At 68.6% G+C, this 16,394-nt stretch carries 12 protein-coding genes; 11 read left to right on the top strand and 1 reads right to left on the bottom strand.

Going from position 1 to position 16,394, the window contains the following annotated elements; translation table 11 throughout:
- The first annotated feature begins 15 nt into the window (after positions 1-15).
- From OG474_RS00935 to OG474_RS00890, 10 genes are all read left to right on the top strand, one after another.
- On the top strand, positions 16-1,284 hold the full coding sequence (locus OG474_RS00935) for an ABC transporter substrate-binding protein (protein WP_405060227.1): 1,269 nt from the start codon (positions 16-18) through the stop codon (positions 1,282-1,284).
- A complete protein-coding gene (locus tag OG474_RS00930; RefSeq protein ID WP_405060226.1) occupies positions 1,284-2,411 on the top strand; it encodes an ADP-ribosylglycohydrolase family protein in 1,128 nt (375 codons plus the stop codon). Before OG474_RS00935 ends, OG474_RS00930 begins: the two co-directional genes overlap by 1 nt.
- Positions 2,411-3,700, top strand: a complete 1,290-nt coding sequence (locus OG474_RS00925) for an ADP-ribosylglycohydrolase family protein (protein WP_405060225.1) — start codon at positions 2,411-2,413, stop codon at positions 3,698-3,700. The genes OG474_RS00930 and OG474_RS00925 overlap by 1 nt, the downstream gene beginning before the upstream one ends.
- A complete protein-coding gene (locus tag OG474_RS00920; RefSeq protein ID WP_405060224.1) occupies positions 3,690-4,589 on the top strand; it encodes a ribokinase in 900 nt (299 codons plus the stop codon). Before OG474_RS00925 ends, OG474_RS00920 begins: the two co-directional genes overlap by 11 nt.
- Positions 4,586-6,574, top strand: coding sequence for an SUMF1/EgtB/PvdO family nonheme iron enzyme (locus tag OG474_RS00915; RefSeq protein ID WP_405060223.1), 1,989 nt, complete (start codon positions 4,586-4,588; stop codon positions 6,572-6,574). The genes OG474_RS00920 and OG474_RS00915 overlap by 4 nt, the downstream gene beginning before the upstream one ends.
- The gene (locus OG474_RS00910) at positions 6,571-7,758 is read left to right on the top strand and encodes a CaiB/BaiF CoA transferase family protein (protein ID WP_405060222.1); all 1,188 of its coding nucleotides are present in this window, start codon (positions 6,571-6,573) and stop codon (positions 7,756-7,758) included. Before OG474_RS00915 ends, OG474_RS00910 begins: the two co-directional genes overlap by 4 nt.
- Positions 7,759-7,778: 20 nt before the next feature.
- The gene (locus OG474_RS00905; protein ID WP_405060221.1) at positions 7,779-8,600 is read left to right on the top strand and encodes an HpcH/HpaI aldolase/citrate lyase family protein; all 822 of its coding nucleotides are present in this window, start codon (positions 7,779-7,781) and stop codon (positions 8,598-8,600) included.
- A 2-nt stretch (positions 8,601-8,602) separates the two neighbouring features.
- A complete protein-coding gene (locus OG474_RS00900) occupies positions 8,603-10,198 on the top strand; it encodes a phytoene desaturase family protein (protein ID WP_405060220.1) in 1,596 nt (531 codons plus the stop codon).
- The gene (locus OG474_RS00895) at positions 10,195-10,635 is read left to right on the top strand and encodes a TIGR03668 family PPOX class F420-dependent oxidoreductase (protein ID WP_405060219.1); all 441 of its coding nucleotides are present in this window, start codon (positions 10,195-10,197) and stop codon (positions 10,633-10,635) included. Before OG474_RS00900 ends, OG474_RS00895 begins: the two co-directional genes overlap by 4 nt.
- A 1,412-nt stretch (positions 10,636-12,047) precedes the next feature.
- Positions 12,048-13,283, top strand: a complete 1,236-nt coding sequence (locus OG474_RS00890; RefSeq protein ID WP_405060218.1) for an RNA polymerase sigma factor — start codon at positions 12,048-12,050, stop codon at positions 13,281-13,283.
- Here the strand turns inward: OG474_RS00890 and OG474_RS00885 are convergent.
- Positions 13,280-14,776, bottom strand: coding sequence for an IMP dehydrogenase (locus tag OG474_RS00885; RefSeq protein ID WP_405060217.1), 1,497 nt, complete (start codon positions 14,774-14,776; stop codon positions 13,280-13,282). The two genes, OG474_RS00890 and OG474_RS00885, sit on opposite strands and share 4 nt — an antisense overlap.
- 104 nt (positions 14,777-14,880) lie before the next feature.
- Here OG474_RS00885 and OG474_RS00880 point away from each other — a divergent pair, with 104 nt between their 5' ends.
- On the top strand, positions 14,881-16,344 hold the full coding sequence (locus tag OG474_RS00880) for a hypothetical protein (protein ID WP_405060216.1): 1,464 nt from the start codon (positions 14,881-14,883) through the stop codon (positions 16,342-16,344).
- The last annotated feature ends 50 nt before the right edge of the window (positions 16,345-16,394 follow it).

Genomic DNA, 16,394 nt, shown 5'->3' with positions numbered 1-16,394 from the left:
CCTGAGGAGAAACCCATGAGGAAAGTAGTGACCGCGTTGCTCGCGGCAAGCGCTCTGGTGACGCTTGCCGGGTGCGGCGGCAACAGCGACAACTCCGGCGACGCAGGCGAGAAGGTGACGCTGAAGTTCCAGAGCCTGGCCTTCCAGAAGACGACTGTCGCCGCGACCAAGAAGATCGTCGCGGACTGGAACGCGACCAACCCGAACATCCAGGTCGAGTACGTCCAGGGCAGCTGGGACTCGGTGCACGACCAGCTCGTCACCCAGTTCCAGGGCGGGACCGCGCCGGACATCATCCATGACGAGTCCGCCGATATCACCGGCTTCATCAATCAGGGCTACCTTGCGGACCTCTCGCCGTACCTGAGTCAGGCGACCAAGGACGCCGTACCGCAGGGTGTTTGGGACACGGTCTCCAATGACGGCAAGGTGTATGCGGCGCCGACCCTGCTGCAGTCGTACGTCGTCTTCGCCAACACCGCCGCGTTGAAGCAGGCCGGGGTCACCGCGGCGACCGAGCTCACGTGGGACGACCTCGCGGCCAACGCGAAGAAGCTCACGACGGGTGGGAAGTACGGGATCGGCTGGGGTCTGAAGAGTCCGACCGCAACCGTCCTCAACCTCGGCATGAACTTCGACGCGAAGTTCTTCGACGGCACCGGCCGCGATGCCAAGGCCGCGATCGGCGACGCCGAGCTCGAGGTGCCGAAGCGGATCCACGAGATGGCCTATACCGACAAATCGATCGACCCGACCTCGTTGACGCAGAGCGGCGCCGACGTCCTGCCGGGGTTCTACGCCGGCAAATACGCGATGGTTGTCGGTGGCAACTACGCGGCCCAGCAGATCCTGGCCGAGGCGCCGAAGGGCTTCCAGTGGGAGGTGCTGCCGCCGCTCAAGGGCACCAGTGCCAAGCAGGCAGCGAACCCGCAGACACTCTCGGTCCCCGCGGAGAGCAAGAACGTCAAGCAGGCCGCGCAGTTCATCGATTACTTCATGAAGGCCGACAACTTGGCCGCCGTCGGCCAAGGCGACTGGCTGATCCCGACCACCCAGGCTGCCCGGGACGCGATCCTGAAGACGACCGGTGGCAAGGACGGCTGGCAGCAGACGCTGGCCAGTGGGGCCGAGCTGACCAAGGCGCCTTTCCAGAGTGTGGAGAACTACCCGAAGTGGAAGGACCAGATCGCGACTCCCGCCTTGCAGGAGTACTTGGCGAACAAGACCGATCTTGCTGCCCTGGGCAAGAAACTCAATGACGGCTGGGGACAGGTCAACGGCTGATGCTTGAAGACAAGTCGACAGGTGCCCTCGTCGGTTCCGCGGTCGGTGACGCGATCGGCGGTGCCGTCGAGGGCTGGACCCCGGAGGCGATCCGCGAACGGCACGGCGGTTGGGTGACCGGCATCGTCGGACCCTGGTACGACGATTGGCGCACCGCCCGGCCGATTGCGCCGTACCACAAGGGGGATGGGCACATCACCGACGACACCTTGATGACGCATGCACTGGTCGAGGTGTACGACGAACGCCGTACCCATCTGGATGCCTACGCGATCGCCGAGTCGCTGGTGCCGAAGATGATCACCGGCCGTCGTTGGATCCCCGAACTGGAGACCGACGCGTTGTTGCTGCAGCGCGTCTTTCTGGCCGAGAAGTGGCTCGTCACCCGGCTGCACTATGGACATGTCGACCCGCGCGAGGCCGGTGTCGGCAACATCGTCAACTGCGGAGCGGCGATGTACATGGCGCCGGTCGGGATCGCGAACGCCGGAGATCCACGAGGGGCCTACGAGGAGGCGATTGAGGTCGCCGGCGCGCACCAGTCGAGCTACGGACGCGAGGCGGCTGGAGTATTCGCGGCCGCGGTCGCCGCCGCAATGGTGCCGGGGGCAACGACCGCTCAGGTCGTCGAGGCGGCAATCGGCCTGGCCAAGGACGGCACCCGGAAGGCCATCCAGGCGGTGGCCGATGCGGCGAGTGGCGTGACGGATTGGGAGCAGGCGATTCCCATGCTGCGGCAGGCGATCGAACCCTTCGACAGCGTCGGCCCGGACTATCGTGACCAGTCGCTGGATGCCAGGAGACCGAGCCGGACGAAGGCGATCGAGGAACTGCCGGTCGCGCTCGGCATCGTGCTCGTCTCCGAAGGCGACGTACGGCGGGCTGTCCTCGGCGGCACGAACTACGGCCGGGACGCGGACTCGATCGCGTCGATGGCCGGCGCGATCACCGGTGCGCTCGGTGGACTGAGCGGCGTACCGGCGGACTGGGCGAGTGAGGTGGCCGAGGCGAGCCGGACCGACCTCCAGCGGCCCGGGGTGCTGATGGCGGCGGTCGCGAGGGATTTACATGCTTCTGATGCGCGTCGATGGGCGCGTCGGAGCGAAGTACTGGAGAATTTGAGCTGATGAGATTGACGTGGGTGCAGCCGGAGGATCTGCTGCCGCACCAGCTGGTGCAGTCCCGGTCCGAGGGCATCGAGGTCGCTGACGTCGAGGCCCGCTGGATCGCCGCCGGCGGGACGGTCGAGGCACCGGTCTCGGGAGCGTCCGACAAGCCAGCCGGTTCCGAACTGCGTGCCTTGGCGCGTGACCTGATGAGCGAGCTGGATGCGCGCACTCCGGAATGGATCGAGCCCGAGATTCCGATGCTGCCCCGGCTCGGCGTCTCGACCGATCGGATCGCGGATGCCTGGATCGGGCGAGCCGCCGGGAATCTGCTCGGCAAACCGGTCGAGAAGATCCCGCGGGAGGGGATCCGCGAGATCCTGCAGTCGTCGGGCCAGTGGCCGCTCACCCAGTACGTGACGGCGATCGGCGTACCGGCGGAGGTCCTGCAGCGCTGGCCGTGGAACCGGGCGTCCGCGCCGACCAGCCTGCGCGAGGTCATCGACGGGATGCCGGAGGACGACGACCTCAACTTCGCCCTCCTCGCCTTGCGCATGCTCGAGACCTACGGCGATGCGCTGACCACCGAGGACGTGGCGCAGACGTGGTTGCGGGATCTACCGGCGGCAAGGGTTTTCACTGCCGAGCGCGTTGCCTACCGCAACCTTCTCGACGGCATCGACCCCTCGAAAGCAGCGGTTGTCGGCAACCCCTTCCGGGAGTGGATCGGCGCCCAGATCCGGACCGACGTCTACGGCTGGACACACCCAGGAGACCGTACGGTGGCCGCCCGGCTCGCGCTCGTCGACGCGCGGCTGAGCCACACCGGCGCGGGGGTGGACGGCGCGTTGTGGGTGGCCGCGATGTCGGCCGCGGCGATGGTGGTCGACTCGCCGATCGAGGCTGCGCAGGCCGGGCTCGCGGTGATACCGGTGGACGGTGCGATCTCCCGAGCGGTCCGGTTCGGGCTGGCCCTGGCCGACCACCCGCTGGACGACGCCCTCGACGCGCTGCACGAGGAGTACGGCGGCCTGCACTGGGTACATGCCGTGAACAATTCGGCACTGACCGGATATGCGCTGACGGCACCCGACTTCACGACCGCGATTGGCCGGGCCGTCATGGCAGGGTGGGACACGGACTCGGTCGGGGCCACCGTCGGCGCCGTATTTGGCGCTGTCCGGGGGGTTCCGGCAGAGTGGTCTGTACCACTGAAGGACCGGCTGGCCACCAGCCTGCCGGGAATGAACCGAATCGCGTTCGGCGAGCTGGCGGACAGGACTGTGGAGGTGGCCCGGGGTGGAGTCTGACGTTGTCGTCGTGGGGAGCGCGAACGTGGATCTGGTGCTCCCGGTCCAGCGCATCCCGCGCCCCGGCGAGACCGTGCTCGCGGGCGTGATGACCCGGGGACCCGGCGGCAAAGGCGCCAACCAGGCGGCGGCAAGCGCCCGGGCAGGTGCGCAAACAGCCATGGTCGTCTGCCTCGGCGCGGACGACGGCGGAGCCCTGCTCCGCGACACGTTGGCCGGTGCCGGTGTCGACCTCTCGCTGGTCACGACCTCGGACTCCCCGACCGGTACGGCGATCATCACGGTCGACGAAAGTGGTGAGAACTCGATCGTGGTCGCTCCGGGTGCGAACGGTGAGCTGGCGCTGACCGCGGAAGCCGCCCATGTCATCGGCGGCGCCAAGATCGTGCTCGCCCAGCTCGAGATCCCGATGGCGACCGTCGAAGAGGCCGCGGCGACCAGCTCGTACTTCATCCTGAACGCGGCCCCGGCGGCCGAGCTGCCGAGCGCTCTGCTCACCGATATCGACCTGCTCGTGGTGAACGAGAGCGAGGCCGAGGTGATCGCGGGTCCGGACCGGGCCGCGCTGCTGAAGCTCGTTCCGGCCGCGGTGGTCACGCTCGGCGGCGCCGGCGCGGTGATCCTGACCCGCGGGAACGACGAGATCACGGTCGCCGGCGTACCGGTGGACGTGGTCGACACCACGGCCGCGGGGGACACCTTCTGCGGGGTGCTCGCGGCAGCACTGTCTTCCGTGTCAGCTACCGAGTCGATTACCCCCCGCGACCTGACGAACGCGGTCCGACGCGCTAACGTTGCTGCTTCACTGAGTGTTCAGACCGCGGGAGCCATTGCCTCGGTGCCTCACGGGGATGCGATCGACGCGCGTTACGCGGAGGTGTATCTGTGAGTCCGCTCGAACCGCGGCCCATCGATCTGCCCTCCCGGGTGGATCTCGGGCTCCGAGCCGACCTGTCCTTTCTCGACGATGCCAAGATTCTCGGAGCGCCGGACGACCCGGCGGATCTGCCGCGCTGGCGGGCCAAGCTGGCCGAGTGGCTGATCGGGTCGTACGACCGGACGCCGTACAACGGAACACAGTACGAGCAGGCCGGTCGGGAGTGGACCCAGACGGCGTACTCGGTGGCGCTCGTCTGGCTCTGGGACGACCTGCTGTACGACGTGTCGACCGGGCGGTTCACCCCGGACAAATTCGTGCGGCACAGTGCCGAGCAGTTCGGCGGTCATGACGCGATCGTGTTGTGGCACGCGTACCCGGTGATCGGGATCGACTCGCGCAACCAGTTCGACTTCTATCGCGACGTTCCGGGCCTGCGGCAACTGATCGACGACCTGCACCGGCTCGGGTTGAAGGTGTTCTTCGACTACAACCCTTGGGATGTCGGGACGCGCCGCGCTGCGCGGTCGGATGCCGAGGAGTTCGCCGCGCTTGTTACGGAGTACGCCGTCGACGGGGTCTTCCTGGATACGTTGAAGGAAGGCGATCCGAAGTTCACCCGGGCGCTGCGCGCGGCGAATCCGGCGATCGCTCTCGAGGGCGAATCACGGTTGCCGATGGCAAGGGTCAGCGACCATGCGTTGTCGTGGGCGCAGTGGTTCGCCGACACGCACGCGCCCGGTGTGCTGCGCGCGCACCTGTTCGAGCGCCGGCACATGATGCATCACACCCGTCGCTGGCACCGCGACCACAGCGCCGAGCTGCAGTCCGCCTGGATCAACGGCGTCGGCGTCCTGGTCTGGGAGTCGGTGTTCTCGAGTTGGGTCGGTTGGAACGCTCGCGACCGCTCGACCCTGCGCCGGATGGTGACCGCGCAGCGCGCCTTCGCGCCGGTGCTGATCGACGGGGACTGGATCCAGCTGACCCCGGAGATCCCGGACAAGGCGCGCGTGCACGGCATCTACGGTTCGCGGTTCGACCTGCAGGACATCACGTTCTGGACGCTGATCAATCGTGGCGAGGACGACTTCGAAGGCATCGTGCTGCGGTCCGAGGACCAGGTCGGTGACTGGTACGACGTGACCTCCGGCGTACCGATCACCGCGAACGACGACGGGGTGCATCTCGTGGTGCCGGGTCGTGGCGTGACCGGCATCATCCGGGTCGGCGCGACGGCGGGTGCGAGCTGCCGGGCGACCGCGCGCAAGCTGGGCACGTTGCCGCGACCGCACGTGTCCGACTCGGCGTTCCCGATGCGCCCGGCGGAACGGTCGCCGTTGCCAACAGTCGCTGGTACGGCGTCGATCGGCGCGGTGGTCGCCGTACCGGCTGGGCCGCAACGGCTGACCGTGCGGCACCGGCGACGCGAGACCGGTCTGTACGACCAGGCGTCGTACGTGGATGAGTGGAAGCCGTTGCCGCCACGCCTGCACGACCTGCGCACGATCACGCGCGAGGTCGAGCTGCCGGGGATCTCGGTGGCGACCTCCGAGGTGACGAACGCCGAGTACTTCGAGTTCTTGACCGCGACTGGCTATCGGCCGCTGGTCCCGAACCGGTTCCTCGCGCATTGGGTCGCCGGTGCGCCTGCGGACGGGACTGCGGATCAGCCGGTGACGTACGTCGAGCTGACGGACGCCCGGGCCTATGCCGCGTGGCGCGGTGGGCGGTTGCCGACCGAGGACGAATGGCAGGTCGCGGCCGGGCTTTCCGGCTTCGTTCGCGCCGAACCGCTGGTGTGGAACCTGACCGAGAGCGAGCATCGCGACGGCCGCAGCCGGTTCTGCATCCTGAAGGGCGGCTCGCATTATGTTGCCCAAGGCTCCGATTGGTACGCCGACGGTGGGCCGCGCGAACCGGAAGTGAGCTTCAAGCTGGTGCTCACCGGTGGTGGGCTCGACCGGTCGGAGACCATCGGCTTCAGGTGTGCCGGATGAGGCCTGCTCCTCTCGACGGGGTGAAGGTGCTCGAAGCGGCAACGCTGTTCGCGGGGCCGCTGGCGGCGACGTTCCTGGGTGATTTCGGTGCCGACGTCACGAAGATCGAGCACCCGGCGCGACCCGATGCGGCCCGGACCCATGGTGCGTCGAAGGACGGCGTCGGGTTGTGGTTCAAGACCCTCGGCCGGAACAAGCGGCTCGCGACGCTCGACCTGTCGCAGGGGCGTTCCGTCTTCCTCGATCTCGTGCGGCGGAACGACGTACTGGTGGAGAACTTCCGGCCGGGGACGTTGGAGCGCTGGGGGCTCGGACCTGAGGTGTTGTTGGCGGCGAATCCGCGGTTGGTGATCGCGCGGGTGACGGCGTTCGGCCAGGTCGGGCCGTGGTCCGGGCGGCCTGGGTTCGGATCGTTGGCTGAGGCAATGAGTGGGTTCGCCGCCGTGACTGGCGAGCCGGAGGGGCCGCCGACGCTGCCGCCGTTCGGGCTCGCGGACGGGATCACTGCGCTGGCCACCGCGTACGCCGTACTGGTGGCGTTGCGTGAGCGGGATCGATCGGGCGCCGGGCAGGTGATCGACATGGCGATCATCGAGCCGATTCTGATGATGCTGGGTGGCGGAATCACGGCGTACCAGCAGACGGGGTATGTGCAGCCGCGGCTGGGGAATCGGTCATCGAACAACGCGCCGCGCAACGTGTATCGGACCGCGGATGGGCGCTGGGTGGCGGTCTCGACGAGCTCGCAGAGCATTGCCGAGCGGGTGATGACGCTTGTGGGACGCGGTGATCTGGTGGCCGAGCCGTGGTTCGCGACCGGCCGCGAGCGGGCCGAGCATGCGGACGAGCTGGATGACGCAGTCGGGTCGTGGATTGCCGCGCGACCGCTTGACGAGGTGATGGACGCGTTCGAGAAGGCCGAGGCCGCGGTTGGCCCGGTCCATGACATCCGCGGCATCGTGAGCGATCCGCAGTACGCCGCTCTGCAGACGATCGTTGCCGTTGACGACGATGAGCTGGGTGGACCGGTGCAGATGCAGAACGTGCTGTTCCGGCTGTCGGAGTCGCCGGGGTCGATCCGCTGGGCGGGGCGGCGGCACGGCGCGAACACCGACGAGGTGCTGGCCGAGATCGGGGTGACTCCGGAACAACTCGACGCTTTGCGGGCAGCCGGGGTGGTCTAGTCGCTGTAGGGGGAGAGCTTGTGCTGACAGGGTTGTACGTACCGGCGAATCGGCCGGATCGGTTCGCCAAGGCGGTTGCCGCGGGCCCCGATCTGGTGGTGTTCGATCTGGAGGACGCCGTACCGGTCGATGCGAAGGCGACCGCGCGGGAGTGGGCGGTGGCTTGGGTTGCCGCTCATCGGCAGGGTTCGGAGCTTCGGGTGAACGCGCCGGGGACGCCGTGGTTGGCGGACGACCTGGCGGCGGTGGCCGCCGTACCGGAGATTCGGCTGCGGGTGCCGAAGGTGGAGAGTGCGGCCGATGTGCTGGCTGTGCTGGAGCGGGTGCCGGCGGCAAGGATCACTGCGCTGATCGAGTCGCCGCTCGGGCTCGAGCGAGCGTTTGATATCGCCACGGCGGATCCGCGGGTGGTCGCGGTCGCGCTTGGGGAGGCCGATCTGCGGAGCTCGCTCGGCGTGGACGGGTCCGAGGGGCTCGCCTGGGCGCGTGGTCGGTTGGTGTCGGCGTCACGCGCGGCCGGGCTCGGGGCGCCGATGATGTCGGTCCATCCGCGGGTCGACGACGAGGACGAGCTTCGGCGGACGAGTCTGGAAGGGCGGGCGCTCGGGTTCGTCGGCCGGATGGCGATCCACCCGAGACAGCTCGCCACGATTGTGGAGTGCTTCACACCGAGCGCCGTACAGGTCGCTGAGGCGTTGGAGCTGTTGACCGCGGTGGAGAAGGCCGGAGTGTCCGCTGGAGGCGTGATTGTGCTGCCGGACGGCCGGATGGCGGATCCGGCGATGATCGGGCGCGCCCAGGAGGTCACAGCGCTCAGCCGGGAGATCGAGCTAAGGTCATAGGCATGTTGCCGCGCAGTGTTGATGCTGTGGTGATCGGTTCGGGGCCGAACGGGCTGGTGAGCGCGATCGCGCTGGCCGACGCCGGTTGGGACGTGCTGGTGCTGGAGGCCGCGGACACCTTCGGTGGTGCCGTCCGGTCGACCACCAGTGACGGCTGGGTCAGCGATCGTTTCAGTTCGAACTATCCGCTGGGCGTCGCGTCGCCGGTGATCCGCGCGCTCGAGCTCGAGCGGTTCGGGCTGAAGTGGGGGCAGGCGCCGCTGCCGCTCGCGCATCTGCTCGATGCGGACGAGGGCACGGCGGTGGCGATCCACCCCGATCCCGAGGACACCGCGAAGTCGGTCGGCGCCGACCATCCAGGTGATGGCGAGGCGTGGCTGCGGCTCTATCAGCAGTACGTCGCGCTGCGTGAGCCGCTGCTGAAGTCGCTGCTCACGACGTGGCCGCCGGTGTTGCCCGCGATCAAACTCGTCCGCAAGCTCGGCTCGGCGGGGGAGTTGCTGCGGTTCGCGCGGTTCATGGCGATGCCGATGCACCGGATGGGCAAGGAGCTGTTCGCCGGACCGCGGGGCTCCGCCTTGCTGGCCGGGAACGCGCTGCACGCCGACTCGCCGTTGTCGGGCAGTGTCAGCGGCACGATGGGCTGGCTGCTGGCGATGCTCGCGCAGGACGTCGGGTATCCGGTCGCGGTTGGGGGGTCGAGCGCGTTCTCCGGTGCGCTGGTGGCCCGGGCCGAGCGGGCAGGCGTGCTGTTCGCCGCCTCGATGCCGGTGACGTCGATCGAGGTGACGGGTGGGCGGGCGACCGCCGTACTGACTGGTTCGGGAGAGCGGGTCGCGGTGTCGCGGGCTGTGATCGCTGATACGTCGGCACCGGCGCTGTACGACCATCTGTTGTCGGGGGCAACTATCCCGGCGGGGTTGCGGCGGGATCTGGACGAGCGGTTCGAGTGGGACTATCCGACCGTCAAGCTGAACTTCCGGCTCAGTGGGCCGGTCCCGTGGAAGGCGGCCGAGGCGCGGTCCGCCGGTGTCGTGCATCTTGCGGGTACGGCGGATGACCTGGTGCACGTGTCGGCCGATCTCGATACCGGGCGGATGCCGTCGCAGCCGTTCCTGCTGATCGGGCAGACCACGAAGTCCGATCCGTCCCGATCGCCGGCGGGGACCGAGGCGATGTGGGCGTATGCGCACCTGCCGCGGGGGATCGCCGAAGACGAGGCCGCGGAGAAGCTGGCTGGGCGGATGGAGCGCGCGATCGAGCGGTTCGCGCCTGGGTTCGGGGCGTTGGTTTTGGACCGGGAGCTGCAGCGGCCGAGTCTGCTGGAGGCGGCGAACGCGGCGCTGGGGTTCGGCGCGCTGGGTGGTGGCACGATGCAGTTGCAGCAGCAGTTGATCTTCCGGCCGACGATCGGTCTTGGGAGCCCGCGGACGTTTGTTGACGGCCTGTATTTGGGGAGTTCGGCGATTCACCCGGGTGGTGGAGTGCACGGTTCGTGCGGTCACCTTGCTGCACGGACGGCGCTGCGTGATGCGTCGGTGCTTGGTCCGGTGACGCGATCGATCCCGACCGCGGTGCTGCGCCGACTGCAGAAGTGAAGTTCTCCTCGGTGGATTGTCGGGCCCGCTTTGTGGCAGCGCGGGTGGCGAGGTTGGCGACGGTCGGGGCGGATGGGGTTCCGCATCTGGTGCCGGTGACGTTCGCGGTGGCGGTTGCGGCGGATGAGGTCGTGATCGCGATCGACCAGAAGCCGAAGAGCACTGTGGACCTGCGCCGGTTGCGGAACATCGCGGCGAACCCTTCGGTGGCGTTGCTGGTCGACTCGTACGACGAAGACTGGACCCAGCTGTGGTGGGTGCGCGCCGACGGAACCGCCACGGTGCTGGACGCGCCGCCCTCGGTTGCTACGAGCGCCTCGCATTCTTCGGCGGTGGAGTTGCTGGTGGCGAAGTACCCGCAGTACGCGGCTGATCCGCCGCGGGGGCCGGTGATCGTCGTACGGGTCAATCGGTGGAGCGGCTGGTCATTCGCCTGAGGTTTTTGGGTGACGCGGCCTCGGCATTCCGTCTATCGCCGTACCGACGAACGGGCAGTAGTCGGCCGATCCACCCGCCGCCACGCTCAGCATCCCGCCAATTCCGGCTTTGGCGCCACCACGACCCGTCCGTCGGTACGCCCGGCCGCCTTTGTGGGGATCTGCTGCCACCCAGCGGCAGTAGATCCCCGCAAAGCTGCACGGTCGGAGGTTTGCGGGGACCCACTGCCGCTTCGGTGACAATAGGTCTCCGTGGATCTCCGCTGGGGCCGGTCAAGGACCCCGCCTTCCCGAATGTGCTCGTCCCATCCCGCCGCTCGGATTCGGCCGGTGGGGTTGGCGGTGGCTGGTCGCCGCTGCGGCCGGTATTACTGAGGCGGGTGGCTGAGCGGTTCTACGGCTGAGGGGGATGGCTCGGCCGGCGACCGAGGTTCCGGTTGCCTGAGGTTCCGGGCTACGGCTGAGGTCGGCGGGGTGACGGTAGTCGGTAAGTTCCGGTCGCCATCCCCAGAAAAAAGTACCGGCCAGCGAGCCGGGCGGGCGGTCGGTCTCGCGCCGGCAGTGGTGGCGTGAGACACCTTGTGGCGGCTGGAGACCTGTTGCCATAGGTCTCCGGCCACGACTTCTTGTCTCCGGCCGCCAGTGGTGGCGCGGGTCATCGGGGCTGGGGAACCTTACCTGTCGTTTTCGGGGGGTAAGGTTCCCCAGCCCGACAATCACCGCCCCGGCGAGTGGGGCCACCGTGCGATCAGCATCCGAGTGGGGGGACCGTGCCGCCGGATATCGATTTCCAGCGACATTCTCCTCACACTCGGCGCCCCACTCCTCACACTCGCACGATGGCTTCACTCGCGGGCAGCACAGGGTCCACTCGCCGAGGCCATCACCCGGCCGACTGGTTTTGGCGGCAGCAACCAGCGCGGCGGGTCACCTACAAAGCCTCCCGATCGTCGGCGGAACCACAGCCCGCCAGCCCAAAGCAACGGGAACCGCGGTCGCCGACCGAACCATCCCCGTCAGCCATAGACCTGCTCAGCCACCCGCTTCAGTAATACCGGCCGCAGCGGCGATCAGCCACCGCGTACGTCGTCGGCCGAATCCGAGCGGTCGGATGGGACGAGCACATTCGGGAAGGCGGGGTAACTGGCCAGCCAAAGTGCCCAGCCACCGCGACCCTCGCCAGATCGCAACAGGCTCCCAGCGGCAGCAGAACTCCGCGAAGGTGCATGGTCGGATGTACTAGGGCATGACGCCGAGCGGTCGATGGATCATGGGCCCGGCGCTGGTCGATGGCGTGGCAGTGGGGTGCCTACGCGGTCTGAGTCGCGATCCGGTGCGCATTCTGCCACCGCTTGCCGCGCTAAAGTGCCGTCTATGGCGGACAGCACCGGGCGAACCCCTGAGGGGGTGAAATGGCCGGCATGGACGAGTTGCTGCGTGAGCTGACCCCGCAGGTGCTCGGGTACCTGACTCGGCGGCACGGACAGTTCGACCTGTGCGAGGACGCGGTGCAGGAGGCGCTGCTGGCGGCGGCGACGCAGTGGCCGGAGGACGGCGTACCGGCTAATCCGCGCGGCTGGTTGATCACCGTAGCGACGCGGCGGTTGACGGATCAGTTCCGCAGCGAGAGTTCGCGCCGTCGCCGTGAGGACTCGGTCGCCGCGATGGCCGGGGTCGACGAGTTGGTGTCTCCGGGCGCTGACTCCCCTGAGGCTCCGGAGGAGGACGACACCCTCACGTTGCTCCTGCTCTGCTGTCACCCGGCCGTCACGCCGGCTTCGCAGGTCGCGCTGACGCTGCGCGCGGTCGGCGGCCTCAGCACCGCCGAGATCGCGCGCGCGTTTATGGTGCCTGAGGCAACGATGGCGCCGCGGATCAGCCGGGCCAAGAAGAGCATCAAGGCGGCCGGGAGCTCGTTCGAGCTCCCGCCGGCCGAGGAGCTCGCCGACCGGGTTCGGGTGGTGCGGCAAGTGCTCTACCTGATCTTCAACGAGGGGTACACGGCGAGCTCCGGCGAGACGTTGCAGCGCGTCGAGCTGACCGCCGAGGCGATCCGGTTGACGCGGATGCTGAGCGCCGCCCTGCCCGACGACGGCGAGGTCGGGGGCCTGCTCGCGTTGATGTTGCTGACGGATTCCCGCCGTACGGCGCGCACGACCGCCGACGGCTCGCTGATCCCGATCGACGAGCAAGATCGCGCTCTCTGGGATCACGCCCAGATCTCCGAAGGCGCCGAACTGATCCTCGCGACGATGGCCCGCGGCGGCGTCGGTCCGTACCAGGTGCAGGCCGCGATCGCGGCGATCCATGCCGAGGCGCCGAGCGCCGCGGACACCGACTGGCCGCAGATCCACGCGCTCTACGTGATCCTCGAGCAGCTGACCCCCAACCCGATGATCACCCTCAACCGGGCGATCGCGCTGGCCCAGGTGGAAGGCCCGCAAGCCGGGCTGGATCTGTTGGCCACCCTCGAAGACAACAAGAGCCTCACCGAAACCCACCGCCTGGACGCCGTCCGCGCCCACTTGCACGAACGCGCCGGCAACCTCACCGAGGCCCACGAGCTCTACCTCGCCGCGGCCCGCCGTACGACGAGCCTCCCTGAGCAGCGCTATCTCACCGCCAAGGCCGCAGCGCTTACGTCCTAGGCGACGGTCGCAGGTGTGTCTCGCACGACGACGGTGGCGTGGCTCTCCTGGAAGCTCTGCTCGGAGACCAGGGTGAGCCGCGCGGTCGACTGGAACTCCGGCAGCGTCGTGGAGCCGCACGAGACCATCGTGGTCCGGAGCTTGGCGATGGTCACGGCGAGGCCCTCATTGAGGTCGCCGGCGTAGGGCACGTAGCCGTCGACGCCTTCCTCGAAGATCAGCCCCTGGCCGCCCTGACCGTAACGCTGCCAATTGCGCGCACGGTTCGAGCCCTCGCCCCAGTATTCCTTCATGAAACCGTCCCGGGTGGGGAGTTTCGCACCGGCAGCCTGGTCGAACCGGGCGAAGTAGCGGCCCATCATCACGAAGTCGGCGCCCATCGCCAGCGCTAGGGCCACGTGGTAGTCGTGCACCAGCCCGCCGTCGGAGCAGATCGGCACATACTCGCCGGTGCGATCCCGGAAGGCGTCCCGAGCCGCGGCAACATCCAGTACGGCGCTCGCCTGGCCGCGGCCGATGCCCTTCTGATCGCGGGTGATGCAGATGGAGCCCCCGCCCACGCCGACCTTGATGAAGTCGGCACCGGCCTCGGCGAGGAAGGTGAACGCCTCGCCGTCGACCACGTTGCCGCCGCCGACCGGAATCTCGGGATAGTGCTTCTTCACCCAGGTCAGGGCCTGCGCCTGCCAGTCGCTGTAGCCGTCTGAGGAGTCGAAGCACAAGGCGTCCGCGCCCGCTTCCAGCAACGCGGGAACGCGCTCTTGGTAGTCGTGGGTGTTGATGCCCGCGCCGACGCGCAACCGCTTGGCGGCGTCCACGACCTGGTTCGGGAAGCGCTTGTTGTCCGTGTAGTCGGATCGAAACACCAGATGCTGCAGGCGGCCGGCGTCGTCCACCACCGGGAGACAGTCGAGCCGGTCGTCCCACAGCCGGGCGTTGGCCTCGGAGAGCGTGATCTCGGGGCCGGCGTGGGCGAGATCGGCGATGGCTGTCATCCGGCCGCTGACCGGTCCGTCGAGGTCGTGCCGTTGCGGGTGGAAGTCCCGGGACGTCACCAGGCCGAGCAGTCGACCAGTGGCGGTCCCGTCATCCGTGACCGCGGCGGTGCTGTGGCCGGTACGACGCATGACGTCGCCCAGCACGCCCAACGTGTCGTCGGGCCGGACGTTGGTGTCGCTCGTGACGAACCCGGCCTTGAAGTTCTTCACCTGCCGTACGGCGGCCGCCTGGTCCTGGATCGACTGGTTGTGGTGCAGGAAACTCAGCCCGCCGTTACGAGCGAGCGCGATCGCGAGCTCCGGCGTACTGACCGCCTGCATGATCGCGGACGTGAACGGTGACTGCAGCTCGATCGCCGCTGTCTCACCCACCCGGTGCCGCACCAGCGGGGTGCGCAGATCGACGGTCGCCGGCGAGCAATCGGTCCGGGTTCGGTTCGGCAGCAGCAGAAACTCGTTGAACGTCCGCGAAACCTCCGCGATGACCTGTGCCACGCGTTCCTCCTGAACCAGCTACGGAGCCCGGCTGCCCCGCCGTGAAGTTCGTACTGTGCCAGAAGCGGATAGCCGTCGGTCTTCCGGCCAGGCATCATGGAGGGGTGAGGTTCCGTTGGTGGCGTGGCCGGGCAGATGTTCAGGACGTGCTGGGTGCTGCTGTCTACGAGCATGACCGCCGGGCCCGGGAGCGGATCGACCGGTGGTGGGCGGCGGGTGGAGAGCGCCGCGATGAGGTTTGGCGCGGTGCCTGGTTCCTGCTGACGGCGGCCAGTTTTCGGTTCGGGAACCATGAGCGGCCGGGGCGGGTCGTTCCGGTGCTGGAGTTCCTGCTCGAGGCCGACCACACGTCGCCGTACCGGCCGCAGAATCGGCTGACCGCCTGTCTGCCGCAGGCCGCCGGCCGTCCGCCGAGCGGCTTGTACACGGGCGATCCGTGGGTGCAGCGGCTGGTCGAGGCCGCGCTGGGGTTCCCCGATCTCGCGGTGCGCCAACGGTTGGTCGACTTGATGTCCGGCACCGATCAGCCTGGCTTGCTGGATGCGCTGGAGATCGCGTTCCGGCCGCGTGCGGAGCTGGGCTCGACCTATCTGGGCGCGGCGCCGACCGGCCATGAGACGAAGGTCAACCTGTGGCATGCGGGCGAGCCGGATGCGTTGCTGAACATCGTCCGCGCCAATCCGAATCTGCCTCGGCCGCCGGTCGAGTCCGGCGATGTCGACCTGGCTTTGCTTGCGCTGCTGAAGGATCGGCTCGACCTGCTGCCGGCCTTTGACCAGGATGCGCTGGTCGTGCGGTTGCTGGAGTATCTCGGCACCTGGCTGCCGGAAGAGGTCCACGATCGATGCCGCCGCGCGCTGCGGGAGCTGTCGGCGCCGGAGGCTGTCAGAGCCCTGTGCGGCCAGGCCGTCCTCGGTGACGACGAGGCCGTTGCCGCAGTCCGTGACGTCGGATACCGGCCGGCCGATCCCGCCTGGACACCGCTTCTCCTGCTGCTCACCCGGCAGTTCGCGGACTATCGCGAGGCCGATCCGGAGGGGCATGTCCTGCAGTTGGCGTGCTCCGCCAACCACCCGGCGGTCGACGAGGGCGCGGTCATCGACCGGATCCTGGCGCTCCTGGGCACTGACGTTCCGGACGACGTGACCGCCGCCGTACGGCGGTCCCTGCGCGACCTCGGTCTATCGAGCGACGCGTCGGTCGCGGCCCTCCGCCGTAGGTGGATGCGACGGGCCGTCCTGGCTCGCGCTCTCGAGCTCGAGCCGGAGGCAGTCGGGGCCGTGGTCGATGCCGGGTACCTGCCCGAAGACGGCGATCCGAAGCTGCCGTTGCTCTTCCTGACCGAGCAGTTCGACCTGTACGACGAGGCTGACCCGGACGGCACCAAGCTGCGCGTCGTCCTCGCCAACGAGCGGTGGCGCTACAAGCACCAGCATTTCCAGACCATCGCGAAGCGGGCCGAGCGGCCGGATCCTTGGCCGCCCGCGGCGCCGGCGTCACCGAGGGACCGGCCATCGATCCGGCATGCCACCACGTGGCCGAGCAGCTACGGCGGCGGCCACTTCTGATCCGGAGCTTCCGGCACCGGCATCGGCCGGCGCTGGGTCCGGTGTGGCCT

Source organism: Kribbella sp. NBC_01505 (assembly GCF_045040285.1).
GTDB lineage: Bacteria > Actinomycetota > Actinomycetes > Propionibacteriales > Kribbellaceae > Kribbella.
Note: the sequence above shows the minus strand (reverse complement) of the source record. Positions and strands in the feature narration are given on the sequence as shown.